We start from the raw sequence: 24,688 nt of genomic DNA, 5'->3' as shown, positions 1-24,688 counted from the left end.
TGAAATGAAAAAAACAAATATAAACTATTCAATATCGTAACAGTCATTATATTTTTTTCAGAATTTATCTGATTGAAAAATATTTATAAATACTAAAAGTAATTTTTAGAGATAAAATCCCAAGTCTGTTCATACAGTAATTGATGTCCCTTGGGATTTGCATGGAGGCCATCCTCTGAGAGAAGGGTAATAAATTCCTGATCTCGCCATAAATTGTCAAATTCCAGTATGGGGATCATTTCGGCAGTGGCAGATTCTTTCATAGCTTGGTTATAAAGGTTCGCATCAGCCTGATAGAAATAGCTATCACTATTCCGAAAGGGAGTAGTTCGTTGCTCATCGAACGGAATGCCTGTCATTAGGAAGGACGGCGCGATGGTTTTAGACGTTTGTAACAGCTGTCGCACTGTTTGACGGAAAGAGTCCAGCGCTACAGAATTCTCAGCCTTTGGTCCCCCGATGCGGCAAATATCATTGAAACCAGGATATATCCCGATTAAGTGTGGCCTTCTTGGAGGCAGTTCTCGGGAAAGTCTTATGGCTAAAGAGTTCGCGTTCTCTCCGAATATTCCCAGAGCGTAAACTATATTATGGGGATCTAAAGTTTCGAACCGGAACCGAAATCTTTGAACAAATCCGCCTAGTTCTGTATCACCTTTTCCATAGATAGAACTGGAACCAATAAAGACAATTTTTTTGGGGACTCTTCGTGCCATAGAAAGTCACTAATTTGACTAAACTTTGGATTTTATTTGCCGTTACCATTATAGACAGCGACTAGGTCCAGGTTGTATGTATTAGTATCAAATCGTGATTTCGAAAAGTTGAGAGTCCAAGGCTGGGGTAGGAATAGCCTTGTAAAGAAACAAATAGAAATTAAATGGAGAGAGTTCTAAGGTGGGCAGCAGATTTACAGTTTCTTTGGGGGGTAAAGAGGTACTTATCGGTTCAGCTTATAATGGTGAGGGCAATTTAATACGGGTAGGGTAGTAGATTCTGTGAGTATGGATACTACAGCTTGTACGCCAATATAGCGGTTCAGATCATGATTGCCATCCAGCCTTTCGGTCATAAAAAAGCCCCACCATTGCAGGCAACTAATGTTGGACAGGAACTTTCAGTATCTCGAAAGTACGAAGGTCCTTCTGTCCTTCATAGTATTTTTCCAGCACCTCTTCAAATAGCTTGTCTTTGGGATCGGCGATAGAAAATAGCGTCATGGATGACTTAAGTTTTACATCATCCGGTGAGCCAAATATCTGGTAAGCGGAGTAATTATTCAGTTGCAATAACTCCTTGCAGCACTCTTTGAGTCTGGGGCCGAGCACAGGGTGCTCCAGGTAAGCCCGGGCTTCATCCAGGTTTTTAATTGCAAAATGTTCGGATGTCGCGCTGTGCCCCAGGCCGGAGATCTGGGGGAATATATACCACATCCAGTGGGAGCGCTTATGGCCGCTATGCAACTCACTCAGGGCACTTTCATAAGAGCTTTCCTGCGCCGTCACAAAACGCTCAAGGTGAAATGGTTGGGCCATGCTTTGATTCCCTTTATTCTTAATCCTTTGTAGGCCCAAGGTTAGCAGTAATAAGGATGAATGCGAGAGGATGAACTGCCTGACGGCAGAACTTCCACCAATTAATTGATATTCATCATGATCTCAGCAAGGGCGGGCTCCTTGGCTCCAACAGGAGAATCTCCCAATAGTTTCTTCATATCGGCATAGGAAAGCTGAATTAGTCGATGTATGTCATTGGAAGTGTCAGCAGTACAAGGAAAACTACCGCTGACAAAGACGGAAATTGAATTTGTTCGCTGAGTATTAAAAATACGAATTTCCCGCCTGAAAAAATCATTGCCGCGACAGGATGCCGCTCTTCCTGATGGAATACTATTGCCTGCGGGAACGCTTAGCAGTACTTCTTTAGATCTTTCTTCAAAGGGGCCACGTCTATAGATCAACATTTCTCGTAGTCCTTTAGACACTGGATGGTTAAACTCCAGACCGCTAATTGCGTCGATAACCTGCAAGCTTTCAACATCGTAGTAGCTGTGAGCTTGTCGATCGAATGGACCCTTTAACCCATAGAGAAGCTCTCGCAAACGTCGGGAGACTTGCGACTTGACGGGCTGCTTTTCAATCTCTCCAATAAGTTCAGGATCGGTCGGCAAATAGAAATTACCAAATTCCTTTAATAGGGCCTTGGATTCACGACTTGCTTCCTCATTTTGGAACAGCTTATCGAGTAAGGCTCGAATTGAAACTGATTGGTTGTTATCATCAATTTGTAGTTCCAGCTCATTGTTTCCTATTTTCACCCGTAGGGAACCATTACTTTCACTTTTATAGAGTAAAAAACAAAAGCTCAAAACAATAAGAGCAATGATACTTCCATAAATGAAATGAACACTCTTATTCGGCTTCCCTGCTGGCATATATACCTCTGAAACTTAGCTATAACTTTTTTGTGGTTCACTGCTTAGGTGCAAAAAGCCGCGCATTCTACAGTAGGTAGGGTGTTGGTCCAATTAAATATCTATCTTACGATTGATATTTGTGATTGAAATGGTATTGGCCGAAAAGTTACAGGCTGAGATGAGTAGGGGAGGGAAGTGAAATGGTTCAAAATACTGTTAAGCTGATATTTACCTTTAAAAAATACAATTAACATTCGGGTGCTTTCTTATTGCAGAAAGTTTAACTTCGTTGAATGTTGCAGCGTAATGGCGCGACTTTTCTGGGGTGTATTTTAATTGTTGAATTTTTTCAAGTTCTGTAAGATTAGGCTCAAAGTCAGCATTGTCTTTATAAAATTTCAAGCTTACTAAAGTGGATAAGCAGTTTAGATATTTTTCTTCATCTAAGCCTGGAATGTTCGCTATTTTGCTTCCCATGTAGCTTTCTGCTATCAAGGTTAAATTGTTATTTTTTAATTCATTGGTTGCATGTTCTTGAGCTAGTGCTCGGGTTTCATTGAGGATGTTGTCATTGCCTTCTTTTCCGTATAGAAAGCTGTAAATTGATGAGAATAAAATAAGCATTAAAGAGGTGGAGCCAATTATTATATAGTTCTTCATGTATGCTTCTTTTGTGGACATAGTTTTCTTGGTGAAAGACACAATTGTTGAGTCTATATAATCCTATCTGTGAATAAACCTAATATATCCTTCTGTCATCCTTGATATGGGGGGTGCCTTAGGACGCTTTTCTTCTGAAGTCGAGTTTTTATACCTTGGTCTTGGATAGTAAGTGTAATTGGTAAGCGAGGGCTTAGCTAGTAGAGTCAGTACCTCTCTCGACTGAGAGAAAGGCGCTGATGAGCTATTGCGAGCTGAGCGAGAGCGAACGATATCATATTTATTGCCTGAGAAAATCCGGACACTCTCAGAAGGCAATATCAATACTGTTAGGACAGTATCCCTCGACGATCAATCGAGATCTGTGAATCAATATAATTCGACAGTGTTTTTCAAAAGGGTACTGATTTTAATAAAGTGTCAGGCGAGCAGGTTCAGTTTGTAATGGGTCGGTTGAATTGTAGACCAAGAGCTAATCGGATGGAGGGTGACTGAATGAATTATTTGTGGGGCTGCATGATGATATACTTTCAGAATAAAGGAATTGTAGTCATTACTTAAAATTAAAAGTTTTTAAATTATGAGAATTTCACTACTAGAATATTAAGTTTTTCTAGTAGTGAAGGTTTTATCAAAAATCTACATCTACTCTATATATTGTCGGATAACCTAAAGAGTGAATTGTACAGCCACTAATGCCAAAGCCTACTTTTTTATTTGCCGTGGCCGCTGAAAGCAGAGCTGAATACATTTCTTTAGAAGTGCTGTCTTCAAACTCTAATATAACTTGCTCCTCAGTTTCAGTTGGGCAGCCCTGTGTATTGGTAAATCCAGGTTTAAAATAAATAACTGCAAAATCTTCATATGTTCTTATTAAGTATATTTCACGATCTATTGATACTTGGTCATTTCCCCCATATGCGAAACTGGAAAGGCATAGGCATAAGGCAGTAATTGATTTTTTAAACATTTATTCCCCCTATATAAGACTTGCTATGAAATATAAATTTGAATTTCATATTATTCATTGATTACTAGATTGAGTAAACCTAAAGTAAATAATTGGAAAATCATTGGGTTTTAAAGTCTGCACTTTCGTACAAGTTTACACTTAAATTTTTTCTTATTTTTAGGAGAGGCTAAGGCATCTTTCTAATGCAGTAACACGGGGGCAAGTTACTTGAAATGGTGTCTGCAGCAAGGAGGATAAACTGGAATAATTTGGGGGGGGGTGAGAGTTAGTGTCTTTTTTTAAATATATAGATATGTAAAATTTAAGGGCATCTGAATTTGCTTCAGTATTTTTTGACATAAAAAAAGCCTCATCCTTGCGGATGAGGCTTTTTAATATGGTGCCCGGAGGCGGAATCGAACCACCGACACGGGGATTTTCAATCCCCTGCTCTACCGACTGAGCTATCCGGGCTTTGCGATCTTGCTGGGCTTCCCCTGCGTCGCGAGGCGCGTATTAAAGCCCTTCCCCGGGTCAGAGTCAACCCCTTGATTATAAAAAAGTTTTTTTTCTTTGCCGGGGAAGCTTCGGGGCCTTGTGTTACTGCTGTTCCGGCGGAACGTAACCGTCAGCTGCGTCGTATTCCTCGCCGCTTAAGAACTTCATCATCTGCTCGCTCAAGTAGGCGCGGCTTGAGGGTTCCATCATGTTCAGGTGCTTTTCGTTAATCAGCATGGTCTGGTGGGACATCCACTCCAGCCAGGCCTTCTTTGAAACGTTCTCGAAGATATCCATGCCTTTGGGGCCGGGAAAGGGTGGTGCATCCAGACCTTCCAATTCCTCTTGGTACTTGCGGCAGAATACGGTTCTGGACATGGACTCCTCCTGGTTTTAGTCGGCAGTGGTCGGCGTGAGCAGGGGAGCCTGCAGCGCCAGTAGTTGTTTTGCCAGCTTGACGATAGGGGCGGGTAGCCCCAGTTCCTGGGCCGCACGAGGGCGGTTTAAACGCCGCAGTTTATACCAGCCAGCGCCGCTCTCCGCCACCTGTGCTGGGACTTTGCTCAGTTGTACCCACACCGGGGAAATATCCAGGTGAAAGTGAGTGAAGGTGTGTCGCAGGGTCGGCAGGGTTTGGACGTCACTGGCACGCCAGCGCTTTGCCTTGAGCCAGTCGCTGCTATTGTCGGCTTCAGGCGGGCTCCAGAGTCCGCCCCAGATTCCGCTGGGCGGGCGCTGTTCCAGGTAGATTTCACCTTTGTGTTCAAGCAAGAGCAGGGTGGCGCTGCGCACCGGCTTTTCCTTGCGCGGTTTCTTGCCGGGGTAATCCTGTGGGTTGCCCTGGGCGTGAGCCACACAGGATTTTTTCACCGGGCACTCCTCGCAGCGTGGTTTCGAGCGGGTGCACAGGGTGGCACCCAGGTCCATCATCACCTGGGTGTAGTCGTTAACGCGTTGGTTCGGGGTGTAGGTCTCGGCTAGTTCCCACAGTTGATTGGCAACCGCTGTCTGTCCGGGCCAGCCCTCCACTGCGTGAAAGCGGGCCAGCACCCGTTTTACGTTGCCATCTAGGATCGGCGCCCTGAGTCCCATACTGATACTGGCAATAGCGCCAGCGGTGGAGCGGCCGATGCCGCTCAATTCGGTCAGTTCCTCTACGTCCTGGGGAAACTCTCCGCCGTATTCCTCCAGAACCGTCTGGGCGCACTTGTGCAGGTTGCGGGCGCGGGCGTAGTAGCCGAGGCCGCTCCAGTGAGCCAGGACTTTGTCCTGGGGCGCGCGGGCGAGACTTTCTAGGGTGGGGAAGCTCTGCATAAAGCGCTCAAAGTAGGGAATCACCGTGGTGACCTGGGTCTGTTGCAGCATGATTTCTGACACCCAAACCCGATAGGGGTTGATGTCCTGCTGCCAGGGCAGGTCTTTGCGCCCGTGTTTGTCGAACCATTTCAGGACGGCATTTTGGAACTGCTTTGGGGTCATGGGGATACTGCGGGCTGGAATCTGTGGTTGAACGCTGGAGTTGTGCACCGGGTGGACCCCGGTGCACTTTAGCGGGGCCTTAACGGCCGAAGAGATTTTTCAATTTTTCTTTCAGTTCGTCGACCTTTTCTTCAACTTTATCGCCATATTTCTTTTCGGCTTTGTGCTTCAGTTCTTCCCGCAGCAAGTCGTCGAGGCGGCGGCTGTCGGGTTTACAGGTGCTGATGTTCACATCGTCGAAGTCGCCCTTGCAGCGCAGCGGCAGCGGGCGATTGCGCCAGCGCTTGTTGCGCACAGTACAGCCATCGGCGGAGGTGCTTTCGCCCACCAGGGCCAGGCCGAGCTTGAAATCGAAGTCCTGTTTCTTCAGGTCTACCTCTCCATCACCGGTCAGGGCGATATTTTCGATACCGGCGAGAATTTCGCTCACATCTACCTGGTCGCCTTTCACCGCGATGGTGGCGCGAAGGTCCTGCAGTCCGGTGCTGTTGGGCCAGTCCCGGGTGGGCATTTCGGTATTTTCCGCGTAGCTGAACAGCTGGCACATGTTTTTCTCCAGGTTGAATGGAGAAATCGACATTTCCTTACTGGAAACCTCAACGGAGGCGCGCAGGTTTTTCTCTAAGGCTGTGGATGTTTTACCTTTGGTGCTGGCACTCCAGTTAACGCTGGCTTCCCCAGCCAGCTGGACGTCTTCACTGGGGAAGAGGGCAGCTTGGACCTTGCCGATATCCACATTGGTGAGACCGCCGCGCATTTGCGCCTCGGCGGACTGGGCGCGAGCGTTGAGCTGGCCATTCGTGTTCAGCTGGCCACCATAGATATCGGCGCTCAATTTTTGCAGTCGGTAGAGGCCGTTATCCACAGTGAGTTGGATTTCCGGGCTGTCCATTTGCAGGTCAGCGGCTTGCAGTTGGTCCAGTGCTAGGCTGATATTGGCGTTGAAGCCGCGCAGGTCGCTCAGTGGCAGGGGTTCTGCCGCGGACGGCTTGGCAGCTACTGTTCTCTTTGGTTTTTCTGTAGTTTCAGTTTGATCGCTCTGTGCCGCCTGCTCTCCCTGCTTTTTGCCTTCAGCGGCAGGAGCCTGCGCACTCTGTGCTTCCACTCCCTCGGTTTGTTCTGCCGAAGCGGCTCCAGCCTCATCTTCGCTCGAAGGGGGCAGGTAGTTATCCAGGTTAAAGGCACCACCGCGCAGGTTCAGGTCTAGCCCTGGCATTTCTGCGTTGCGCAATTGGGCGTTGCCGCTAAAGGTGACGTCGTCCAGTTTCAGTTGCAGCGGTGTCAGGTCGAGCTTTTGCTCGGTACCTTCCACACTCGCTTCAATACTCAGCTTTTGCAGTGCTGCTTTATCGCGGGTATCGATTTCCGTGCCCGTCAGTTCAAACCAGGGGCGCAGAGGGTCGGCATTGGCGTTAACGTTTAGTTGTATACGCCAGGGTTGGGTGTTGCTATCCCTGCGCAGGTAGCCGCGCATATGCAGGCTGGCCTTGGCGCTGTTCTCAGAGGTGAGGTCTACTTGTAGCGGTTGCAGGCGCAGCCCATTGAAGCCCTCATCCAGGGCTAGCGTGCTGTCAATTTTTAGCTTCAGCGGGTGTTTGAGGTCGCTGCCGGTAAGGTCTGCTGCGGCCGTGAGTTTGCCTGGCTCGCCACCCGGCACCAGGTTGTTAACGCTTACCTGCAGGTCTTGGACTTTGTACTCTTTGTTGGTCTGGGCATCGCTGTAAAGCACCACGCCCTTCTCGATACGCAGCTTTTGCAGGCTCAGGTCGACCTGTTGTTGTGATGGCTCTTCCTGTTCCTTGGGGATGGAGAGTTTGGGAGGTTGCTTGCTCTGCGCTTCCAGGGCCTCGCTGATCAGCTCCCAATTGCCGCGCCCTTCTTTGTCGACGGTGAGCTCAATTTGCGGAGCTACTAGGACTATCTCCTCAGCCTCTACTTTGCGTTGCAGTAGTGGCTTGAGGGCCACGCCGATGGCAATTTTTTCTGCTTTCACCAGAGTTTGTTTTGGCAGCTTTAATGGTGCCAGCTGTACATCTTCAAGTTGCAGGCCGAGCTTGGGCCACAGTTGCCAGCCGATATCACCTTCTAGTTGCAGGGAGATGCCCTGCTTGGCAGCGAGTTTTTCTAACTGGGGTTTGTATTGGTTGATGTCGAGTCCTGCTAACAGCCAGGCGACGGCGCCAGCGAGTAGCAGGAAAACGATTAAAAGTGCGATAAAAGTGCGCTTTATCCAGGCCATGGAGAGCATTGTCCCTGTGTATTTGTCGTGTGGTGTCACGCATATGACGCCGCAGCGCGGCTCGATGTTCCCGCGCACTTCTACAAATAGGTTATGCCGGAATTGTAGGAGATGCAGCCCCGCGAGGCTGGGAAAGCGCTGCGGGGCCATTGAAGCAGGTGTTTATTAGAAAATAAACCGCACACCGGCTTCGACGCTGCGACCAGCTTCAGGAGCGTAGTCGCGCAGTAGTGAGGTGGAGTTGCGAATTTCTTCGTCGAGCAGGTTGCGGGCGCTGGCGAAGATCACCGCGTCGCTGCTGCCGATGTTGAAGTTGTAGTGGGCACTCAGGTCCATGCGGGTATAGCCGTCTGTTTCTTCTTCGTAGGCGCCGGCGCGATCTTGGTCCGCAGCTTCGACTGTGCGCCATTCCCAACCCCACTGGTCGTACTCTGCTCCCAGGGCGAGACCCAGGCGCAGGGGAGGCATGCGCGGCACATCGGAACTCTCACCGGCGATATCTTCGTCGAAGCTCGCGCGCACAACATCGCCAAACAGGGTCAGGTAGAAGTTGCTGCGCAGGGGAAATTTCACCGAGGCTTCAGCACCGTAGAAGGTGGCATCGCGGTTGCCATAGGCGTAGATGGGCAGCTCTTCTTCAAACAGCTCATTGGTGTTTTGCGCGTAGATGTAATCGCCGATGCGGTTGTAGAAGACGCTGGCTTCAATCTGCGCTGCGTGCCAGCCACTGGCCGCTTCGTTGTGGTGGTGATAGCCCAACTCCAGATTAATGGATCGTTCTTTGTCCAGGTCACTGTTGCCAATTAAGTATGTGCCCTCGGCCAGGTGCTCGCCGTCGGCAAACAGCTCTTCGGCTACCGGGGCGCGTTCGGAGCGGGTGGCACCGACGCTGATATGCTGGTGCTCTTGCAGGAAGTACTGCAGGGTAGCGCTGGTGCTGAACAGGTTGAAGTCGCGATCCTCTGCGGTCTCCGGGTCGACATCGACACGCTCAATACGCGCGCCCAGGTCCAGGTGCCAGTTGCCCCATTCGCGTTCCTTCATAGTGAAGAGGCCGGCGCTGCGGGTGCGGGAGGGCTGGATAAATGCCCCTTCGTCAGAGGTAAAGTCTTTATCGGACAACTGCAGACCGTAGGCACCACGCCACTCACTATCGTTGTCGTGGGTGATCTCCAAGCGACTTTCCCAGGCTTCATTGGTAAAGCGGGTACCGGGTTCACCTTCTTCCAGCTCTACGTGCTCATAGTCGTTATAGCCGATACGCAGGCGTAACTTGTCCCAATAGTTGCTGTTAAAGCGGTGCTCGCCTTTGAGGTCGTAGCGAGTCTGCGCCATATCGATACGCACAGCTTCGGCTTCGCTCTCCTCCTCATGCTCTTCGTGTTCCTCGTGATCGTCCTCGTCGTGCTCCTCATCATCGTGGTGGTGCTCGTGAGTGCCGAGGGGGATACCGTAGTTGTTTTCCAGCTTGTTTACTGACAGGCCGATGTAGCCACTTTCAGTAATCCATGAAACACCGCCGCTGTAGCTGTGAGCGCGGGCATTGGTGTTGCCGACGAAGCCGTCGGTGTTGAACTCTTCCTCGTGCTCGCCTTCGTCCTCGTCGTGCTCTTCATGTTCCTCGTGCTCGACAATAGCGAGGCCGGGGATTTCCGTGTCGTCGTTTTCGCGATAGACACCGTCGAAGTACCACGCCAGCTGCCCGGTACCGCCGGTAAAGCGGAATACCGAGGCATCCTGGCTGTTGGCAGTGTCGTGGCGCATCTCAACCGCGCCTTCAACTTCCTCGGGTACCTCAGTGGGGATGCGACCGTCGATAATATTTACCACCCCGCCGATAGCGCCGCTGCCGTAGCGCAGTGCCGCCGGTCCGCGCAGTATCTCGATGCGCTCCGCCAGTAGAGGTTCGATACTGGCGGCGTGATCGGCGCTGGTGTTGGAGGCGTCAGAGACATCCAGGTTGTCGTTCAGGATCTTCACTCGGTTGGCGCTCTGGCCGCGAATAACCGGCAGGCCCACGCCACTGCCGAAGGAGGCGTTGGCCACTCCCGGCTGGTTCTTCAGGGTTTCGCCCAGGGTGGCGGAAGCGGCTTTGCGCAGGGTCTCGCCGGAGAGCACCGATACCGGGGCAGCTACTGCGTCGGCGGGCTTATCCAGGGGAGATACGGTGACGTTAACTTCTTCCAGTTTGTTGCTGTCTTCTGCGGCGCAAATAGCGGGCACGGCCAAGCTGGCAATAGCCAGGGCCAAAGTATTGAACTTAGTCATTGTTTTTTATTCCTGTCACAGGCGGACAATGCCATACGCGCTCCAGCGCGGGCATTCATTAAAAAAATATCGGTTTTTGGGTGTTAGCTGAGTGACAGGAAGAAGGGAGGGGCGCGCGCACTCTGGCGCTCTGGCTGGCAATCGCGCGCGGTTGGCGCAGAGGGCCGTTCATAGTGACTTTGGGGCTCAGCCTGTACGAGCAATGGCTCGCTGCCGAGTGCTGCAGGTGAATGCATGCAACACAGGTCACACATCTCTACCTGGGTATTGCCCAGGTGAAAGTGCTCCGCCCACAGCGGCTGAGCTGCTACTACGGTGAGTAACAGGAACAGGCTGGCCCAGTAATGGGATTTTCGGCGCTTTAGAGTAACCATGCGGAGCATGATAGGGCTAAACAATTACGAATCAAGTTTCATCTGACACTAGAGAGCCACAGGAGATGTCATTCATCCTATAATTTGCGCCCTCTGTCTTATCGTGCAAATAAGGATCGCTTTCGATGCGTACAGCTAGCGCCACCCGTGACACCCTGGAAACCAAGATTCAAGTCAGCGTTAACCTGGACGGCCAAGGTCATGGCAAGTTCGCGACTGGGGTTCCTTTCCTGGAGCATATGCTCGATCAAATTGCCCGCCACGGCATGATCGACATGGACATTAGCTGCGATGGCGATATTCATATCGATGACCATCATACGGTGGAAGATATCGGCATTACCCTGGGCAAAGCCATTACCGAAGCGCTGGGAGATAAAAAGGGGATGACCCGTTACGGCTACAGCTATGTCCCATTGGATGAGGCGCTTTCCCGGGTCGTAATCGACTTCTCCGGGCGGCCCGGCCTGGTTATGGATGTGCCTTTCACCCAGAAGCGGATCGGCAACTTTGATACCGAACTGTTTTTTGAGTTCTTCCAGGGCTTCGTCAATCACGCGCTGGTAACCGTACATATTGACTGCCTGCGTGGCCACAACGCTCACCATCAGGTGGAAACTGTATTTAAAGCCTTTGGCCGCGCCCTGCGTATGGCGTTGACCCCGGACCCCCGTATGGCCGGCACCATGCCCTCCACCAAAGGAGTCTTGTGATGGGTAAGATTGCGGTACTCGATTACGGTATGGGCAACCTGCACTCGGTGGCCAGCGCCCTGAACAAGGTGGCGCCGGAGGCCGAGGTGGTGCTGGCACAAACTCCGGAGCAGGCCGAGGGCGCAGAGCGCCTGGTGGTGCCCGGTGTGGGTGCCATTCGGGATTGTATGGCGGGGTTTGTCGAGGCGGGTTTTTCGCCGCTGCTTCGCGAGGCTATCAGTGTGGGTACCCCGGTGCTGGGTATCTGTGTGGGTATGCAGATTATGATGCACCACAGCGAGGAGAATAATGGCGTTGATTGCCTGGGGATTTTCCCGGAGCCGGTGAAGTTCTTCGGCGACAACATTCCCCCGGCGCAGAGTGCTGAACGGCTCAAGGTGCCCCATATGGGCTGGAACAGTGTTCAGCAGCGTCAGCCGCACCCCCTGTGGGCCGATATTGCCGATGGCAGCCGTTTCTACTTTGTCCACAGCTACTATGTGCCGGCTGCTGAAAATCCGGATATTGCCGGGCAAGCCGAATACGGCATTCCCCTGGCTGCCGCAGTTGCCAGGGAGAATATCTTCGCCACCCAGTTCCACCCGGAGAAGAGTGCCGAGGCTGGCTTGCAGCTGCTAAAGAACTTTGTCCACTGGAACGGCCGGGCCCAATAGACCCAGCTCACCGATCACACTGAAATTACTGCCGACGTAAGAAAAGACATGATTGTAATTCCCGCGATAGATTTAAAAGACGGCCAATGCGTGCGCCTGCGCCAGGGCGAGATGGATGACGCCACTGTATTTTCCGATGATCCCCTGGCTACAGCTCAGCATTGGGTGAACGAGGGAGCCAAGCGACTGCACCTGGTGGACCTGAATGGCGCCTTCGCCGGCAACCCGGTGAACGGTGAAGCGGTAACTGCTATCGCCAAACAGTTTCCCGATTTACCGGTGCAAATTGGCGGAGGCATTCGCGATTTGCACACTATCGAGCGCTATCTGGATGCCGGTGTGCAGTGGGGGATTATCGGCACTGCGGCGGTAAAAAATCCCAAGCTGGTGGAAGAGGCGTGTCGCGAGTTTGAGGGCCATATTATTGTCGGGCTCGATGCCAAAGATGGCTTGGTGGCTACTGAGGGCTGGGCTGAGGTCTCCGAGCTGAAGGCCACAGAATTGGCCAAGCGCTTTGCCGATTGTGGCGTCAGCTCTATTGTTTATACGGATATTGCCCGCGACGGCATGATGCAAGGCGTCAATATTGAGGCGACCCTGGAAATGGCCCGAGCAGTGCAGGTGCCTATTATTGCCTCTGGCGGTGTTAGCAGCATTGAGGATATCGAACAGCTGCTGGATGCCGGTGAAATCTACGGTGCGATTACCGGCCGGGCGATCTACGAAGACAAGTTGAACCTGCGCGAAGCGCAGCAGCTTTGCGACCAACGGAACAAGTAATGGCTCTGGCAAAACGTATTATTCCCTGTCTGGATGTAGACAACGGCCGCGTGGTGAAGGGCGTTAACTTTGTCGATATCCGCGATGCCGGCGATCCGGTGGAAATTGCCCGCCGCTACAACGAAGCCGGCGCGGATGAAGTCACTTTCCTCGATATCACCGCCACCCACGAACAGCGCGATACCATCCTGCACACCGTGGAGAAAATGGCCCACGAGGTGTTTATCCCCCTCACTGTCGGCGGCGGTGTGCGCACCTTGCAAGATATCCGCAATCTGTTGAATGCCGGTGCGGACAAGACTGCAATCAATTCTGCGGCGGTGAAAAATCCCGAGTTTGTACGCGAGGCCGCCGAGCGCTTTGGCAGCCAGTGTATTGTGGTGGCCATTGATGCCAAACAGGTAGGAGAGGGCCGCTGGGAGATCTTCACTCATGGCGGGCGCCAGCCCACTGGCATTGATGCAGTGGCTTGGGCTCGGCAGATGGCCGAATACGGTGCCGGCGAAATCCTGCTGACCAGTATGGATCGCGACGGCACCAAGAACGGTTTTGACCTGGCCCTGACCCGGGCGGTTACTGAGGCGGTTCAAGTGCCAGTCATTGCTTCCGGTGGTGTGGGAGATCTACAACACCTGGCGGATGGCGTATTGCACGGCGGTGCGGATGCGGTATTGGCGGCGAGTATTTTTCACTTCGGCGAATACACCATTGCCGAAGCGAAAGCGTTTATGCACAGCGCAGGGATTGAAATGCGCTTGTAGGTAGGTGTAGGTCTTGCACGGCGGGCCCTGGGCCCGCCGTACTTTGCTTACTGCTGTTCGTCTGCGCGGGCAAGGCGCTCGCGCAAACCCCTGTCCCTGTGAGCGTAGAGATTGAGGCCCTTGAGTACATTGAGGGCTTCGAAGATTTGGTTGTCACGATCCATCCAGTCTTCCCGTTCTTCCTGTTCTCTCGAGCGGTCTTCAGAAGTCCGGTCGGCACCACCGTTACCGTTGTCCAGATGCCCGGCCAAATCCGCTTCAGTGGGTCTGGGAGAGTCGTCCAAGCGGGTGACTTTCACCCGCTCTACCACGATATCTGGTGTGATGCCCTGGGCCTGGATTGAGCGGCCATTGGGAGTGAAGTAGAGCGCAGTTGTCAGCTTAATGGCGCGTTCATTATTGATAGGGATCACCGTTTGGACCGAGCCCTTGCCGAAGCTGTCGGTGCCCATCACCACTGCGCGGCGGTGATCCTGTAGGGCGCCGGCGACAATTTCCGCTGCAGAGGCGGAGCCCGCGTTGATTAATACAACCAGCGGAGCGCCTTCGGTTAAATCGCCCGGCTCGGCGGAATAGCTCAGGTTGGCGGCTTCATTGCGACCTTCGGTGTAGACCACCAGGCCCTCTTCCAAAAATGCATCCGCTACTTCCACCGAGGATTGCAGCACGCCACCGGGGTTGTTGCGCAGGTCGATAACCAGCCCTTTAAGCGCGCCTTTCTTCTGCAACTTGATCAGCTCGTCGGCAACATCGGCGCCGGTGTCCAGCTGGAACTGGCTGATGCGCAGATAACCGTAGCCATCATCGAGGACTTTGCTGCGCACACTGCGCACGCGCACGGTGTCCCGCTTGAGAGTGACATCAAAAGGTTCTTTAAAACCTTTGCGAGCGATGGTCAGGGTGACACTGCTTCCTTTGGGCCCGCGCATCCACTCCACCGCTTCATCCAGGCTCACGCCCTTCATGGATTTGCCCGACAGGCGCAGTATGACATCGCCGGCCTTGAGGCCAGCGCGGGAGGCGGGGGTGTCGTCCATGGGGGTGACGACGGTGATATGGTCGTTTTCGATGCCCACCTCGATCCCGAGGCCGGCAAACTCACCGGTGGTGTTGGCTTGTAAATCGTCAAAGGATCGGCGATCAAGGTAGGAGGAGTGCGGGTCTAGGCCTTGCAGCATGCCCTTGATGGCGTATTCCAGCAGGGTGCGGTCGTCCACTTCCTCGATATAGCCCTGGCGAATTTGCTCGAAAACTTTGGCAAAGCTGCGCAGGTCTTCCAGCGGCAGGCGGGCTTCAGTGTCTGCAGCCACCTGGGGATGGCTGTCGCCGTCGGTCAAACCCATTAAAGGCAGGGCTGTCAGAGCGGCTGCGCCGATCAAGGTTGTCAGCGCCTTGGGGATAAACATGTTGTTGTGACCTCTGCCTTATTTCTTCGCTGCTTTGCGAAAGTGTAGACCGCAGAGATTGGCAGGGATTCTAAGCGGACGCCAAATTCTACAGTGTCACGATCTTAGTCGTCATAAGCCCAGGGGTCTTACACCTGGGTTGGCTCCCGCTCTTATTCTCTTTTGGCGATAAAAAAGCCGATACTCCGCAGCTTTTCGTCGTGGTGCTTTCTCATTTAATTAGCACAGCGGCGGGAGTCGTGAGATGAAGTGGGGAGCATTAGGCGGGTGTGTAATCCCGATCGCTGTGATTTGCGAGGGGGCTCTATAACGGGTGCGTGGAAAATGCCTGGGATTTTACGCCTCGTATTATGCCCTCTGTGCCAGCTCCGATCAGGAGCGGCACCAAACTGTAGGGTCCTGCGCTTTACCCCGGTGGCGAATTTCGAAGTAAACACCGCTATGGCTGAGTCCACCGCTATTGCCAACCCGAGCGATGGTGTCACCACTTTCCACCCACTCGCCAATATTGCGGGTGAGGGACTGGTTGTGGGCGTAGAGACTCATGTACTCCTCTCCATGATCCAGGATAACCAGCATGCCGTGGCCGCGCAGGTAATCGGAGAAAACCACGCGGCCGCGGTGGATTGCCCGCACCGGCTCCCCTTCATTGGCGCGCAAGGTGACACCTTTCCAGGTGATGCCATTGGCGCGGCGCTGTCCATAGGCATTGGCGCGGCGGCCATCAACAGGCCACTGCATCTTGCCCCGCTGGCGCGCAAAGGGCTTTTGCTCGCTGGGGTTTACCAGTGAGGCGATGGCGCGACCTACTTCGTCGATCAATTTTTGCAGGCGTGTGCGATCTCCTTGGAGCTGCTTGAGTTCACCGCTGCCATCGGAGAGCCGCGCCGCAAGTTTATCCAGCGTGTCCTTGCGATTCTGCTGTGCGACGCGCAGTTTGCTCTGGCGTTTCTGCAGTTGCTCTCGCTCCGCTTTCAGGGTCTCGCGCTCGCGCTCAATGGAGGCGGATACGGTTTCCAGTGAGGTGAGGGTTTCAAGGTAAGTGTCTATGATGCGGCTGCGTTCTTGGAGGAAGTAATCGTGGTAGCGGAGATGGCGGGCGACGTTCTGTGGATCTTGCTGGTTGAGCAGGAGCTTGATCTGCTCCTGTCGGCCTAGTCGGTATGCGGCGGCGATCTCCTGCTCGACCCGCCGCTGCATACTTCGTCGCGACTCTTGCAGTTGCTGCTGTTCCTGCTGGAGTTCGCGCAGCTTGTCCGAGCGGCTGCGCATATCCTGTTTGATCTTGTCTATGCGCTGGTGCAGCCCGGAAATATCTTTCTCGTTCTCTTCCAAATCCTTGAGCAATTGGTCGCGCTGGCCCCGCACCTGGTTGAGTTCCTGTTGCAGGGACTCAATGCGTTGTTTGATTTGCGCCAGGCGCGCCTGCTCATCTCCCTCTGCCTGGCTCCAGGCGGGTAGGGAAATCAGTGTGATCAGGAAGAGTACGAGAGTTTTCATCAGTCCATTTTTACCAAACTTTGGCCGGTCATTTCCGTCGGCTGTGGCAGATCCATCAACGCTAACATGGTTGGCGCTACATCCGCCAGACTACCTCCGTCACACATTTGCACATTGCGCTCGCCGATATAAACAAAAGGCACCGGCAGAGTGGAGTGCTGGGTGCTGACTTGGCCGGAGTTGGCGTCGAACATCTCTTCCACATTGCCGTGGTCGGCAGTAATCAGCACCTCGCCGCCGGCAGCCAGAGCGGCGTTTACGACGCGCTCTACACACTGGTCCAGGGCTTCGACGGCTTTTACTGCCGCCTCGAAAACACCGGTATGGCCGACCATATCGCCGTTGGCGTAGTTGCAGATAATGGCGTCGTACTCGCCGCTCTCAATCGCCGCTACCAGTTTGTCAGTGACGATTGGCGCATTCATTTCCGGTTGCAGGTCGTAGGTGGCCACATCCGGTGACTTGATCAGTTCGCGGGTTTCGCCGTTGTAGGGCTCTTCGCGGCCGCCGCTGAAGAAGAAGGTAACGTGGGCGTACTTCTCGGTCTCGGCGATGCGCAGCTGGGTTTTGCCCTCTGCAGACAAGTACTCGCCGAGGGAGTTGACCAGGTTTTCTGGCGGGAAGGCACAGCTGGCGTGGATATCGGCAGCGTATTCGGTCGTCATGACAAAGTCCGCCAGCTGCGGTTTGGCTTTGCGCTCGAAGCCGTTGAAGTCCTGCTCGGTAAAAGCGCGGGTTAACTGGCGCGCGCGATCCGGGCGGAAATTCATAAAGATAAGGGCATCGCCGTCTTGGATGGGAGCGGGCTCGCCAATCACCGTTGGCGCGACAAACTCATCATTTTCACCGCGCTCATAGGCCGAGGCCAGTCCTGCCAGGGCGTCACTGGCACGGTGCTCTGCGGTACCCAGGGTCAGCATGTCGTAAACGGACTCGGTGCGCTCCCAGCGCTGGTCGCGATCCATGGCGAAGTAGCGCCCGGCCAGGGTAGCCATATGGGCATTGCCGACGGAGTCACACACCTGCATCAGGCGCGCCAGGGAGGGTTCGGCACTGCGCGGTGGGGTGTCGCGGCCATCGAGAAATGCGTGTACATAAATAGCGCGGGCGCCGCGCTGTGCCGCCAGGGTTATCATGGCAACAATATGATCTTCGTGGCTGTGTACGCCGCCTTCGGACAGGAGTCCCATAATATGGACGGCGCCGTTGTTGGCGATAGCCTTATCGACCGCAGTGGTGTAAGCGGTATTGCGGAAGAAGTCGCCGTCCTGGATGGCTTTGTTGATCCGGGTAAAGTTCTGGTAGACCACTCGACCGGCACCCAGTGTCATATGGCCGACTTCCGAGTTGCCCATTTGTCCATCGGGCAGGCCCACCGCCATCCCGGATGTCTGGATCAGGGTTTTTGGGCGGGTCGCCCAGATATTGTCCCAAACCGGAGACTTGGCTGCGTGAATCGCATTGTGCTCGGGATTGTCGCTGTGGCCGAAGCCGTCCAGAATCAGCAGGACCAGGGGGCGTTTTTGCGGGGCTTGCGTAGCGGCCATAGCGACAGTATTCCTCTTCCAAGGGTTAAATTGCGGACGCGGATTTTAACCTGTGGGGCTGGTATTTCACCATGTTATTTAGCTTAAGCCGGATTACAAAGAGGCTGGGGCGGAGGGATTTGGTTGATTAGAATTTCGCCATGATCGTGTATACTCCCGCCGGCATTGGGCGCCGTAGCGCCCTATTGATTACCACTTGAGGATTTTGGGGGCGAAGTGGATTTTCTCGACTTTTTAGCTGAGCAGTGGCTGTTGGTCGGCCTGCTTGTGGCATTGCTTTACGCATTTGTTTTGACTGAGCGATTCAAGTCTGGCGAGCCGGCATCACTTCATGAAGTGACCAAGCTGATCAATAGCGAAGGGGCCAAGGTGCTGGATATTCGCGATCGCAGCGAGTTCACTGCCGGTCATATTGTCGACTCCCTGCATATTCCCCACGGGGATGTGGCTGAGCGCATTGCCGAGCTGGAACCGTTTAAAGACAAGACCATTATTGTCGCTGACAAGATGGGGCAGCACGCAGGTCCGGTGGGGCGCATGCTGAAACAGAAAGGTTTCCAAGTGCGTCGCCTGCAGGGCGGAATGAGCGAGTGGGCTAACCAGAACCTGCCTGTCGTTAAAGGCAAAGGTTAACCTGAAGTATAAGTTTGACGGAGTTTTGTCATGCAGAATGTTGTCATTTATACCACCCGTTTCTGCCCCTACTGTATTCGCGCCAAGCAGCTGCTGGATAGCAAGGGTGTCGCTTATCGCGAAATCCCTGTGGACAATAATCCCGGCTTGCGCGCAGAAATGGCTGACAAGGCGGGGCGCCGCTCGGTGCCGCAGATCTGGATTGGCGATAAGCATGTAGGTGGTTGCGACGACCTGATGGCGTTGGAGCGTGGTGGCCGACTCGACAAATTGCTGAAAGCAGCGGGATAAGCGGAAAACTGACGCGGCCGCCAACATGCGGTCCCCAATTTTTGCTATTTATCCGGTCTGGGCCTTGAAACGTTTTATCGAGGCCCCAACTGTTGAGTTATTACCGGAGTCTTTCTCACGGAAGGCATCAATAAACTTTTTATAATGAACAGGCTGTAACATGGCTGAAGAATTAAATGGCGCAGCGGCAAACGCAGAGGCTCCACAAGTACAATTTGCGATGCAACGCATCTACCTGAAAGACCTCTCCTTCGAAACCCCGATGGGTGCCGAGGTCTTCAAAAAGCAGTGGAAGCCCCAGGTTAATCAGGAGCTGAACACCAAGACCGCGAAGATCGAAGACGATCTGTACGAAGTGGCTCTGACCCTGACTATCACCGTAAAGCTGGAAGAAGACACCGCTTTCCTGGTGGAAGTAAAACAAGCTGGCCTGTTCGGTATCAAAGGTCTGGAAGGTCAACAGCTGGCCCAGGCCCTGAATACTGCCTGCCCGCAAATTTTGTTCCCCTACGCTCGCGAAGTGATCGATAACGCTGTAGTTAAAGGTTCTTTCCCGGCACTGATGTTGCCGCCGGTGAACTTCGACGCTCTGTTCGCTGCTGCCCTCGATAAGGCACAGAAAGAAGCAGAGGGCGCTCAAGCGAACGCTTAATTCGCTTTAGCCCAGCTGGCACGATAAAAAGGTCCCTTAGCGGGGCCTTTTTTTATATCTGTAATCTCCCCGGGGATAGCGTCCATTTTACTGACTATCCCTCCGCAACCGCAGCACAAACCTGGAGCCGCTTATGCAGTGGGATCTGCCAAACCCATTTATCACCACAGTGACGGTTGGCGCCAAACATGTGGATGGTTTGAGTCATGCCAACAATGCGGAATATGTGCGCTGGTGTGAGGCTACCGCCTGGGCGCACAGCGCAGCCCTGGGTCTGGATGTCACGAATTATCAGCAGCTTGACCGGGGAATGGCAATTCGTCATGGCGAGTATGACTATATACTGGCGGCCAGAGAGGGGGAGGAATTGCTGTTTGGCACCTGGCTCACTGAGGTGGACGGGCGTCTGAATATGACTCGCCGCTTTCAGGTGTTTCGCGCCGCCGATAAGGCATTGGTATTGCGGGCCGAATGGCGGATGGTGTGCATTGAGCTTTCCACTGGCAAGCCAAAACGTATGCCGGCGATCTTCAAGGAAATTTACAGTCCGGCAGTGACTGCCCCGGAGGCTGAAAAAAATGAGTGAAGAGTTTGTATCCCTGACCAATAATTCAGGCGCGCTTAAGGACAAGACCATCTTTATCACTGGTGCCAGTCGCGGCATTGGCCGGGCGATTGCCCTCAAATGCGCGGCGGATGGTGCCAATATCGTGATTGCCGCTAAGTCGGCAGAGCCACATCCCAAGCTTCCGGGAACCATCTTCTCGGTGGCGGAGGAAGTGGAGAAAGCCGGCGGCAATGCCCTGGCCCTGCAGGTGGATGTGCGCGATGAGCAGCGAGTAGAGCAGGCTATGTCGGAGGCTGCCGAAAAATTTGGCGGCATCGACGCTGTGATTAATAATGCGGGCGCGATCAACCTGACCAATGTTGAGTCAACACCACCCAAGCGCTACGACCTGATGCAGAGTATCAACAGTCGCGCGGTGTATCTCACCGCCCACTTGGCGACTCCCTACCTGAAGAAAGCTGACAACGCCCATATCCTCAGCCTGTGCCCACCGCTGAATATCCAGCCCAAGTGGTTGGGGCCCTTCGCTCCTTACGCCCTGTCAAAGTTTGGTATGACCATTCTCAGCCTGGGTTTGGCGGAAGAGCTGCGTGAGGCGGGGATCAGCGTGAACACCTTGTGGCCGCGCACGCTGGTGGCCACCGCCGCGATTGAATTTGCGGTGGGTAGTCGTGATATGTTTGAGCAGAGCCGCAAGCCCTCGATTATGGCCGATGCGGCCTACGAGATACTGACGACTAAAGATGTCGCCTTGAGCGGTCGCCAGCTAATCGATGAAGAGCTGTTGGCAGAGCGCGGTGTGAAGGATTTCACCGGTTATGCCCACAATCCAGCCAATGCAGACAATTTAACCAAGGATTTATTTCTCGACTGACGCTGGCAGGGGGTATTTGTGAGCAGCGACAGCAAATTATTTAAAGACGCTCTCGGTGAAATGGGAGACGTTAAACCACTGGCACAGGAGCGCCGCGTCAATTTGCGCAAGGAGCCGAAGCAATCTGAGTCTATGTTGCGGGAGCGCCGCGCCGCTGCCACGCGCCTGACAGAGCGGGAAATGAACCCCCTGTCCGGTGAATATATTGATCTGGTAGAGCCATGGGATCCGTTGGAATTCAAGCGCGATGGTGTGCAAAACGGAGTCTATCGCAATTTGCGCCTGGGCAAATACAGCGTGGATGCGCGCCTGGATTTACATCGCCACTCTGTGGAGATGGCACGCAGGGCCGTGATGGAATTTATCCGTGATTGTGTTGAAGCAGATGTGCGCTGTGCCCTGATTACCCACGGCAAAGGTGAGGGACGTAAACAACCGGCGTTATTGAAAAGCTGTATCAATCACTGGTTGCCGCAGCTGCACGAAGTACTGGCTTTTCACAGCTCCCAACCCCAACACGGGGGCTTGGGAGCGACTTATCTGCTGCTGAGAAAGAGTGAACGCAAGCGGCAGGAGAATCTGGAGATACATCAAAAACGCCGTTAAGGTTCTTTTGTAACTTTTCTGTCACTTATGCAAATTAAGATGCGCCGCTGAGGCTTTCCCTCAAGAGTGCTTTTTTAGACTCCTAAAGCTCATCTTTTTGATTCTTCTTGATTGTCATTCTGGCGACCCAATGGGTCGCCTTTTTTATAGGGTTGGGCCTGGCGGTAGCTGCGGTCTACTTGTTCAAACTCAATATAGGCACTGCCATCGGTATTGCTGATCATCATCTTGTTACCCACGATAACAATCAAATCAGACTTTCTCAGGGCATTGAGGTAATCGATCTCCAGTTCATCGCTGGGGTGTGCCCCCCCCATGCGCGCAATAGCGGGAATCCGCTCCCAGGTGAAAGCACCGCTGCTAGTGAGAGAAAATCGCCCCAGGTACGGGTTGGTGCCACTGTTGCCCCTAACGTAACCAAATTGATCGCATTTGAAAAAGGGTCTATCCCGCCAAAACCTGCTCCAGCTCAGGGTTGAATCATAAGTGCGCCCGGAGTAATACAAGCTCGATAGCACCCACTCGTGCTCGCAGGCAGACCAAGCCGATCGTTGGAGTTGGGGAATAGGGGGACTGGGGGTGCTGCAGCCTGCAAGCACCAGGTTGCATACGATAATAGTCAGTAGTAAGTAAAAAGCACGACGTGGCATGATGTCGTTCTCATTGATTTTGCGACATTTAACCTAAAAATTTACAGGTCTTCTGTGGCGGCGTTCAAGGTCCGGCCTTTACGTATTCTATATAGATATCACCGGAGGGGTCACGAAGTATCAAACGATTCCCGCGCGATTTGGTAAATGCCTGGCGAGTGGCGGCGAGGGCACCGAGGTAGGCATGCTCTTGCCGCAGCAAGGGTTCGGGGCCGCCCATCTTGGTAGAGACAAAGCTGGAGGTATCCCAAAGTAACTGCCCGTTATCGGTTACCTGCACCTCTCCCCGATAGGTGTTTATGCCACTCCTCCCCATGACATTGCCTTGGAGATTGCACACAAAGGTAAAGTCCGCAGGTCTCTGGATGTCGACCACCCCACCATTGACGCGCAAGCGTACCAGCTGCCACTTCTTACCACAGACTGCTCCCATACTGCCTGAGGATTGAACAACTTGGGCTTCTTCTATTCGGTTTGTTAGACATCCGCCGACAACTAATAGGGCTCCCAGAAGCCATATTTGTACCAACCTACTCATCGACGAATAACTCCCAAACACAGACCCTTCTCCAGCCCACACCCAAGCCAGCCACTTTTCGGCTTTCACAAAAGCTTAGTTGTTGGCTGCCGTGACGAGACGACAGCAGTGACAAGCTATGCTTGGACTGATGTAAAAAAAATAGTATTTGGCCATCGATTAAAGGACGGTCGTCGATATGATCAGGCGCACCAAAATTGTTGCCACCCTGGGTCCAGCTACCGATAAAGAAGAAACACTTCGGCAATTAATCAAGGCCGGTGTGGATATGGTTCGCCTTAACTTCTCTCATGGAAAAATTGATGATCACCGGCGCCGGGCAAAATTTGTCCGTGAGGAAGCCGAGCGTCAGTGCAGACATATTGCCCTGCTGGGAGATTTACAGGGGCCCAAAATTCGTGTCGGAAAATTCACTGATGGGCGTATATATCTGCGCAAAGGTGAAGAATTTATTTTGGACCCGGATTGGGATAAAGAAAGTGGCAGCCCTGAAGGTGTCTGGGTTGATTATGAAGCACTTGCAGAAGATTGTAATGAGGGAGACTGCTTGTTACTGGATGACGGCCGATTGAGTTTGCGCATTAAAAAAATTATTGGTCTGTCGTTAAAAACTGAAGTTGAAAATGGTGGCTGGCTATCTGATAGAAAGGGAATAAATAAGCAGGGAGGTGGCCTTACTGCGCCGGCACTGACAGAAAAAGACCATCGGGATATCAAAGTTGCCGCCGAGTTACAGGTAGATTATTTAGCCGTTTCTTTCCCTCGCGATGCTCGCGATATTCACAAAGCGAGAAAGTTACTCAGAGAGGCGGGTGGCACCGCACATATTATTGCCAAAATTGAAAGGGCTGAAGCGGTATCCAATGATGCTCGCCTTGAGAAGCTCATCTTAGCCAGTGATGCCATTATGGTAGCGCGCGGTGATCTCGCCGTGGAGATTGGTGATGCAGAATTAATGGGAGTACAAAAACATTTAATCAGCTATGCCCGCTATCTCAATCGGGTAGTTATTACTGCGACACAAATGATGGAGTCGATGATTTCGAGTCCGGTACCTACTCGAGCGGAAGTCTGCGATGTGGCTAATGCAGTACTGGATGGTACTGATGCGGTAATGTTATCTGCTGAGACAGCGGCAGGTGAATATCCTATTGAAACCGTTAAGCATATGGCTGAAGTGATTCTTGGGGCAGAAAAACACCGTAAAATTTATTCCACGCCGGAAAGCCTTCGCGGCGATTACCCTGCGGGTGATGCGTGTATCGCCATGGCCGCCATGATCATCGCGAATCATTGCCGAGAAATTAAAGCCATTATTTGCCAGACCGAAACTGGAAATACTGCGTTATTGATGTCGAGAGTATGTGCATTAATTCCTATTTACGCTTTTTGTCGGCACCAAAAGTGCTGCAATCGTGTAGCCCTCTACAGCGGCGTTGACCCCGTATTAATGGATGTCTCCAATATGGACGGCCCACTGCGAGATCAAAAAGCAATTTCTTATTTGCTGGATCAGGAACTGCTAATTTCAGGGGACTTCGTGTTGATATCCCGGGGCTATCAACAGGATATTGGTGGTCACACCGATACCCTGCGTATTGTCCGCGTGCCCTGATACAAACGATTAAAT

27 protein-coding genes and 1 tRNA gene are annotated in these 24,688 nt (G+C 52.8%); 12 read left to right on the top strand and 16 right to left on the bottom strand.

The annotated features are described in order from the left end of the window. Positions 1-92: 92 nt before the first annotated feature. The 4 genes from ACJJI8_RS05245 to ACJJI8_RS05230 form a co-directional block, all read right to left on the bottom strand. Positions 93-716 (bottom strand): GDSL-type esterase/lipase family protein, encoded by a 624-nt coding sequence (locus ACJJI8_RS05245; protein ID WP_444934464.1) that lies wholly within the window; start codon positions 714-716, stop codon positions 93-95. Positions 717-1,097: 381 nt separating this feature from the next. After that, positions 1,098-1,535 carry a DUF1810 domain-containing protein gene (locus ACJJI8_RS05240; RefSeq protein WP_413663762.1) on the bottom strand — a complete coding sequence of 146 codons (438 nt, stop codon included), beginning with the start codon at positions 1,533-1,535 and terminating at the stop codon, positions 1,098-1,100. Positions 1,536-1,636: 101 nt separating this feature from the next. After that, positions 1,637-2,434, bottom strand: coding sequence for a hypothetical protein (locus tag ACJJI8_RS05235; protein ID WP_444934463.1), 798 nt, complete (start codon positions 2,432-2,434; stop codon positions 1,637-1,639). Positions 2,435-2,650: 216 nt separating this feature from the next. Further along, a complete protein-coding gene (locus ACJJI8_RS05230; protein WP_444934462.1) occupies positions 2,651-3,097 on the bottom strand; it encodes a hypothetical protein in 447 nt (148 codons plus the stop codon). A gap of 218 nt (positions 3,098-3,315) precedes the next feature. Here ACJJI8_RS05230 and ACJJI8_RS05225 point away from each other — a divergent pair, with 218 nt between their 5' ends. Continuing rightward, entirely contained in the window at positions 3,316-3,444 is a 129-nt protein-coding gene (locus tag ACJJI8_RS05225; RefSeq protein ID WP_444934461.1) for a helix-turn-helix domain-containing protein, read from the top strand. A 263-nt stretch (positions 3,445-3,707) separates the two neighbouring features. Here ACJJI8_RS05225 and ACJJI8_RS05220 read toward each other — a convergent pair whose 3' ends face one another. The 7 genes from ACJJI8_RS05220 to ACJJI8_RS05190 all read right to left on the bottom strand — a co-directional run bounded on the left by ACJJI8_RS05220 (position 3,708) and on the right by ACJJI8_RS05190 (position 10,886). After that, positions 3,708-4,046, bottom strand: a complete 339-nt coding sequence (locus ACJJI8_RS05220) for a hypothetical protein (RefSeq protein ID WP_444934460.1) — start codon at positions 4,044-4,046, stop codon at positions 3,708-3,710. A 380-nt stretch (positions 4,047-4,426) separates the two neighbouring features. Then, a tRNA-Phe gene (locus ACJJI8_RS05215) sits at positions 4,427-4,502 on the bottom strand. Between the two features lie 126 nt (positions 4,503-4,628). After that, positions 4,629-4,904: an oxidative damage protection protein gene (locus tag ACJJI8_RS05210; RefSeq protein ID WP_282930759.1), complete on the bottom strand. Its 276-nt coding sequence runs from the start codon at positions 4,902-4,904 to the stop codon at positions 4,629-4,631. 15 nt (positions 4,905-4,919) lie between these two features. Next, on the bottom strand, positions 4,920-6,005 hold the full coding sequence (gene mutY, locus ACJJI8_RS05205; RefSeq protein WP_444935142.1) for an A/G-specific adenine glycosylase: 1,086 nt from the start codon (positions 6,003-6,005) through the stop codon (positions 4,920-4,922). 79 nt (positions 6,006-6,084) lie between these two features. Next, entirely contained in the window at positions 6,085-8,244 is a 2,160-nt protein-coding gene (locus ACJJI8_RS05200) for an AsmA family protein (RefSeq protein WP_444934459.1), read from the bottom strand. A 165-nt stretch (positions 8,245-8,409) separates the two neighbouring features. Beyond that, positions 8,410-10,512: a TonB-dependent receptor gene (locus ACJJI8_RS05195; RefSeq protein WP_444934458.1), complete on the bottom strand. Its 2,103-nt coding sequence runs from the start codon at positions 10,510-10,512 to the stop codon at positions 8,410-8,412. Positions 10,513-10,595: 83 nt separating this feature from the next. Next, positions 10,596-10,886 carry a hypothetical protein gene (locus ACJJI8_RS05190; RefSeq protein WP_444934457.1) on the bottom strand — a complete coding sequence of 97 codons (291 nt, stop codon included), beginning with the start codon at positions 10,884-10,886 and terminating at the stop codon, positions 10,596-10,598. Positions 10,887-11,011: 125 nt separating this feature from the next. Between ACJJI8_RS05190 and hisB the strand changes: the two genes are divergently transcribed. The 4 genes from hisB to hisF are packed head-to-tail and all read left to right on the top strand — an operon-like array spanning position 11,012 to position 13,793. Continuing rightward, positions 11,012-11,599 carry an imidazoleglycerol-phosphate dehydratase HisB gene (gene hisB / locus ACJJI8_RS05185; protein WP_444934456.1) on the top strand — a complete coding sequence of 196 codons (588 nt, stop codon included), beginning with the start codon at positions 11,012-11,014 and terminating at the stop codon, positions 11,597-11,599. Then, a complete protein-coding gene (gene hisH / locus ACJJI8_RS05180) occupies positions 11,599-12,252 on the top strand; it encodes an imidazole glycerol phosphate synthase subunit HisH (RefSeq protein WP_282930764.1) in 654 nt (217 codons plus the stop codon). The genes hisB and hisH overlap by 1 nt, the downstream gene beginning before the upstream one ends. A gap of 48 nt (positions 12,253-12,300) precedes the next feature. After that, on the top strand, positions 12,301-13,032 hold the full coding sequence (gene hisA / locus ACJJI8_RS05175; protein ID WP_413663754.1) for a 1-(5-phosphoribosyl)-5-[(5-phosphoribosylamino)methylideneamino]imidazole-4-carboxamide isomerase: 732 nt from the start codon (positions 12,301-12,303) through the stop codon (positions 13,030-13,032). Then, on the top strand, positions 13,032-13,793 hold the full coding sequence (gene hisF / locus ACJJI8_RS05170) for an imidazole glycerol phosphate synthase subunit HisF (protein ID WP_282930766.1): 762 nt from the start codon (positions 13,032-13,034) through the stop codon (positions 13,791-13,793). Before hisA ends, hisF begins: the two co-directional genes overlap by 1 nt. Before the next feature lie 47 nt (positions 13,794-13,840). Here hisF and ACJJI8_RS05165 read toward each other — a convergent pair whose 3' ends face one another. The 3 genes from ACJJI8_RS05165 to gpmI form a co-directional block, all read right to left on the bottom strand. Further along, positions 13,841-15,199 carry a S41 family peptidase gene (locus ACJJI8_RS05165; RefSeq protein WP_444934455.1) on the bottom strand — a complete coding sequence of 453 codons (1,359 nt, stop codon included), beginning with the start codon at positions 15,197-15,199 and terminating at the stop codon, positions 13,841-13,843. A gap of 372 nt (positions 15,200-15,571) precedes the next feature. Next, positions 15,572-16,699, bottom strand: coding sequence for a murein hydrolase activator EnvC family protein (locus ACJJI8_RS05160; protein WP_444934454.1), 1,128 nt, complete (start codon positions 16,697-16,699; stop codon positions 15,572-15,574). Then, positions 16,699-18,246, bottom strand: coding sequence for a 2,3-bisphosphoglycerate-independent phosphoglycerate mutase (gene gpmI, locus ACJJI8_RS05155; RefSeq protein WP_444934453.1), 1,548 nt, complete (start codon positions 18,244-18,246; stop codon positions 16,699-16,701). The genes ACJJI8_RS05160 and gpmI overlap by 1 nt, the downstream gene beginning before the upstream one ends. A 216-nt stretch (positions 18,247-18,462) precedes the next feature. Here gpmI and ACJJI8_RS05150 point away from each other — a divergent pair, with 216 nt between their 5' ends. The 6 genes from ACJJI8_RS05150 to smrA all read left to right on the top strand — a co-directional run bounded on the left by ACJJI8_RS05150 (position 18,463) and on the right by smrA (position 21,870). Further along, the gene (locus ACJJI8_RS05150) at positions 18,463-18,879 is read left to right on the top strand and encodes a rhodanese-like domain-containing protein (protein ID WP_444915216.1); all 417 of its coding nucleotides are present in this window, start codon (positions 18,463-18,465) and stop codon (positions 18,877-18,879) included. 30 nt (positions 18,880-18,909) lie between these two features. Further along, positions 18,910-19,170: a glutaredoxin 3 gene (gene grxC, locus ACJJI8_RS05145; protein WP_282930771.1), complete on the top strand. Its 261-nt coding sequence runs from the start codon at positions 18,910-18,912 to the stop codon at positions 19,168-19,170. A 160-nt stretch (positions 19,171-19,330) separates the two neighbouring features. Further along, on the top strand, positions 19,331-19,822 hold the full coding sequence (secB, locus tag ACJJI8_RS05140; protein ID WP_282930772.1) for a protein-export chaperone SecB: 492 nt from the start codon (positions 19,331-19,333) through the stop codon (positions 19,820-19,822). A 133-nt stretch (positions 19,823-19,955) separates the two neighbouring features. Continuing rightward, positions 19,956-20,408 carry an acyl-CoA thioesterase gene (locus tag ACJJI8_RS05135; protein ID WP_444895739.1) on the top strand — a complete coding sequence of 151 codons (453 nt, stop codon included), beginning with the start codon at positions 19,956-19,958 and terminating at the stop codon, positions 20,406-20,408. Continuing rightward, positions 20,401-21,264 (top strand): SDR family oxidoreductase, encoded by an 864-nt coding sequence (locus tag ACJJI8_RS05130; RefSeq protein WP_282930774.1) that lies wholly within the window; start codon positions 20,401-20,403, stop codon positions 21,262-21,264. Before ACJJI8_RS05135 ends, ACJJI8_RS05130 begins: the two co-directional genes overlap by 8 nt. Positions 21,265-21,282: 18 nt before the next feature. Beyond that, the gene (smrA, locus tag ACJJI8_RS05125; protein ID WP_444934452.1) at positions 21,283-21,870 is read left to right on the top strand and encodes a DNA endonuclease SmrA; all 588 of its coding nucleotides are present in this window, start codon (positions 21,283-21,285) and stop codon (positions 21,868-21,870) included. Between the two features lie 89 nt (positions 21,871-21,959). On the opposite strand, the gene ACJJI8_RS05120 is transcribed toward smrA, so the two are convergent. Beyond that, on the bottom strand, positions 21,960-22,520 hold the full coding sequence (locus tag ACJJI8_RS05120; RefSeq protein ID WP_444934451.1) for an META domain-containing protein: 561 nt from the start codon (positions 22,518-22,520) through the stop codon (positions 21,960-21,962). 64 nt (positions 22,521-22,584) lie between these two features. Next, entirely contained in the window at positions 22,585-23,058 is a 474-nt protein-coding gene (locus ACJJI8_RS05115) for an META domain-containing protein (RefSeq protein WP_413663749.1), read from the bottom strand. A gap of 178 nt (positions 23,059-23,236) precedes the next feature. Here ACJJI8_RS05115 and pyk point away from each other — a divergent pair, with 178 nt between their 5' ends. Beyond that, the gene (gene pyk / locus ACJJI8_RS05110; protein WP_413663748.1) at positions 23,237-24,673 is read left to right on the top strand and encodes a pyruvate kinase; all 1,437 of its coding nucleotides are present in this window, start codon (positions 23,237-23,239) and stop codon (positions 24,671-24,673) included. Positions 24,674-24,688: the final 15 nt, after the last annotated feature.

The sequence above is a fragment of the Microbulbifer maximicatervae (SeqCode) genome, assembly GCF_052467695.1.
Note: the sequence above shows the minus strand (reverse complement) of the source record. Positions and strands in the feature narration are given on the sequence as shown.

Excerpts from the sequence above, each read along its gene's own strand:
- ACJJI8_RS05245 (WP_444934464.1), bottom strand. The coding sequence starts at position 716 with ATGGCACGAAGAGTCCCCAAAAAAATTGTCTTTATTGGTTCCAGTTCT.
- ACJJI8_RS05240 (WP_413663762.1), bottom strand. The coding sequence starts at position 1,535 with ATGGCCCAACCATTTCACCTTGAGCGTTTTGTGACGGCGCAGGAAAGC.
- ACJJI8_RS05235 (WP_444934463.1), bottom strand. The coding sequence starts at position 2,434 with ATGCCAGCAGGGAAGCCGAATAAGAGTGTTCATTTCATTTATGGAAGT.
- ACJJI8_RS05230 (WP_444934462.1), bottom strand. The coding sequence starts at position 3,097 with ATGTCCACAAAAGAAGCATACATGAAGAACTATATAATAATTGGCTCC.
- ACJJI8_RS05225 (WP_444934461.1), top strand. The coding sequence starts at position 3,316 with ATGAGCTATTGCGAGCTGAGCGAGAGCGAACGATATCATATTTATTGC.
- ACJJI8_RS05220 (WP_444934460.1), bottom strand. The coding sequence starts at position 4,046 with ATGTTTAAAAAATCAATTACTGCCTTATGCCTATGCCTTTCCAGTTTC.
- ACJJI8_RS05210 (WP_282930759.1), bottom strand. The coding sequence starts at position 4,904 with ATGTCCAGAACCGTATTCTGCCGCAAGTACCAAGAGGAATTGGAAGGT.
- mutY (WP_444935142.1), bottom strand. The coding sequence starts at position 6,005 with ATGACCCCAAAGCAGTTCCAAAATGCCGTCCTGAAATGGTTCGACAAA.
- ACJJI8_RS05200 (WP_444934459.1), bottom strand. The coding sequence starts at position 8,244 with ATGGCCTGGATAAAGCGCACTTTTATCGCACTTTTAATCGTTTTCCTG.
- ACJJI8_RS05195 (WP_444934458.1), bottom strand. The coding sequence starts at position 10,512 with ATGACTAAGTTCAATACTTTGGCCCTGGCTATTGCCAGCTTGGCCGTG.
- ACJJI8_RS05190 (WP_444934457.1), bottom strand. The coding sequence starts at position 10,886 with ATGGTTACTCTAAAGCGCCGAAAATCCCATTACTGGGCCAGCCTGTTC.
- hisB (WP_444934456.1), top strand. The coding sequence starts at position 11,012 with ATGCGTACAGCTAGCGCCACCCGTGACACCCTGGAAACCAAGATTCAA.
- hisH (WP_282930764.1), top strand. The coding sequence starts at position 11,599 with ATGGGTAAGATTGCGGTACTCGATTACGGTATGGGCAACCTGCACTCG.
- hisA (WP_413663754.1), top strand. The coding sequence starts at position 12,301 with ATGATTGTAATTCCCGCGATAGATTTAAAAGACGGCCAATGCGTGCGC.
- hisF (WP_282930766.1), top strand. The coding sequence starts at position 13,032 with ATGGCTCTGGCAAAACGTATTATTCCCTGTCTGGATGTAGACAACGGC.
- ACJJI8_RS05165 (WP_444934455.1), bottom strand. The coding sequence starts at position 15,199 with ATGTTTATCCCCAAGGCGCTGACAACCTTGATCGGCGCAGCCGCTCTG.
- ACJJI8_RS05160 (WP_444934454.1), bottom strand. The coding sequence starts at position 16,699 with ATGAAAACTCTCGTACTCTTCCTGATCACACTGATTTCCCTACCCGCC.
- gpmI (WP_444934453.1), bottom strand. The coding sequence starts at position 18,246 with ATGGCCGCTACGCAAGCCCCGCAAAAACGCCCCCTGGTCCTGCTGATT.
- grxC (WP_282930771.1), top strand. The coding sequence starts at position 18,910 with ATGCAGAATGTTGTCATTTATACCACCCGTTTCTGCCCCTACTGTATT.
- secB (WP_282930772.1), top strand. The coding sequence starts at position 19,331 with ATGGCTGAAGAATTAAATGGCGCAGCGGCAAACGCAGAGGCTCCACAA.
- ACJJI8_RS05135 (WP_444895739.1), top strand. The coding sequence starts at position 19,956 with ATGCAGTGGGATCTGCCAAACCCATTTATCACCACAGTGACGGTTGGC.
- ACJJI8_RS05130 (WP_282930774.1), top strand. The coding sequence starts at position 20,401 with ATGAGTGAAGAGTTTGTATCCCTGACCAATAATTCAGGCGCGCTTAAG.
- ACJJI8_RS05120 (WP_444934451.1), bottom strand. The coding sequence starts at position 22,520 with ATGCCACGTCGTGCTTTTTACTTACTACTGACTATTATCGTATGCAAC.
- ACJJI8_RS05115 (WP_413663749.1), bottom strand. The coding sequence starts at position 23,058 with ATGAGTAGGTTGGTACAAATATGGCTTCTGGGAGCCCTATTAGTTGTC.
- pyk (WP_413663748.1), top strand. The coding sequence starts at position 23,237 with ATGATCAGGCGCACCAAAATTGTTGCCACCCTGGGTCCAGCTACCGAT.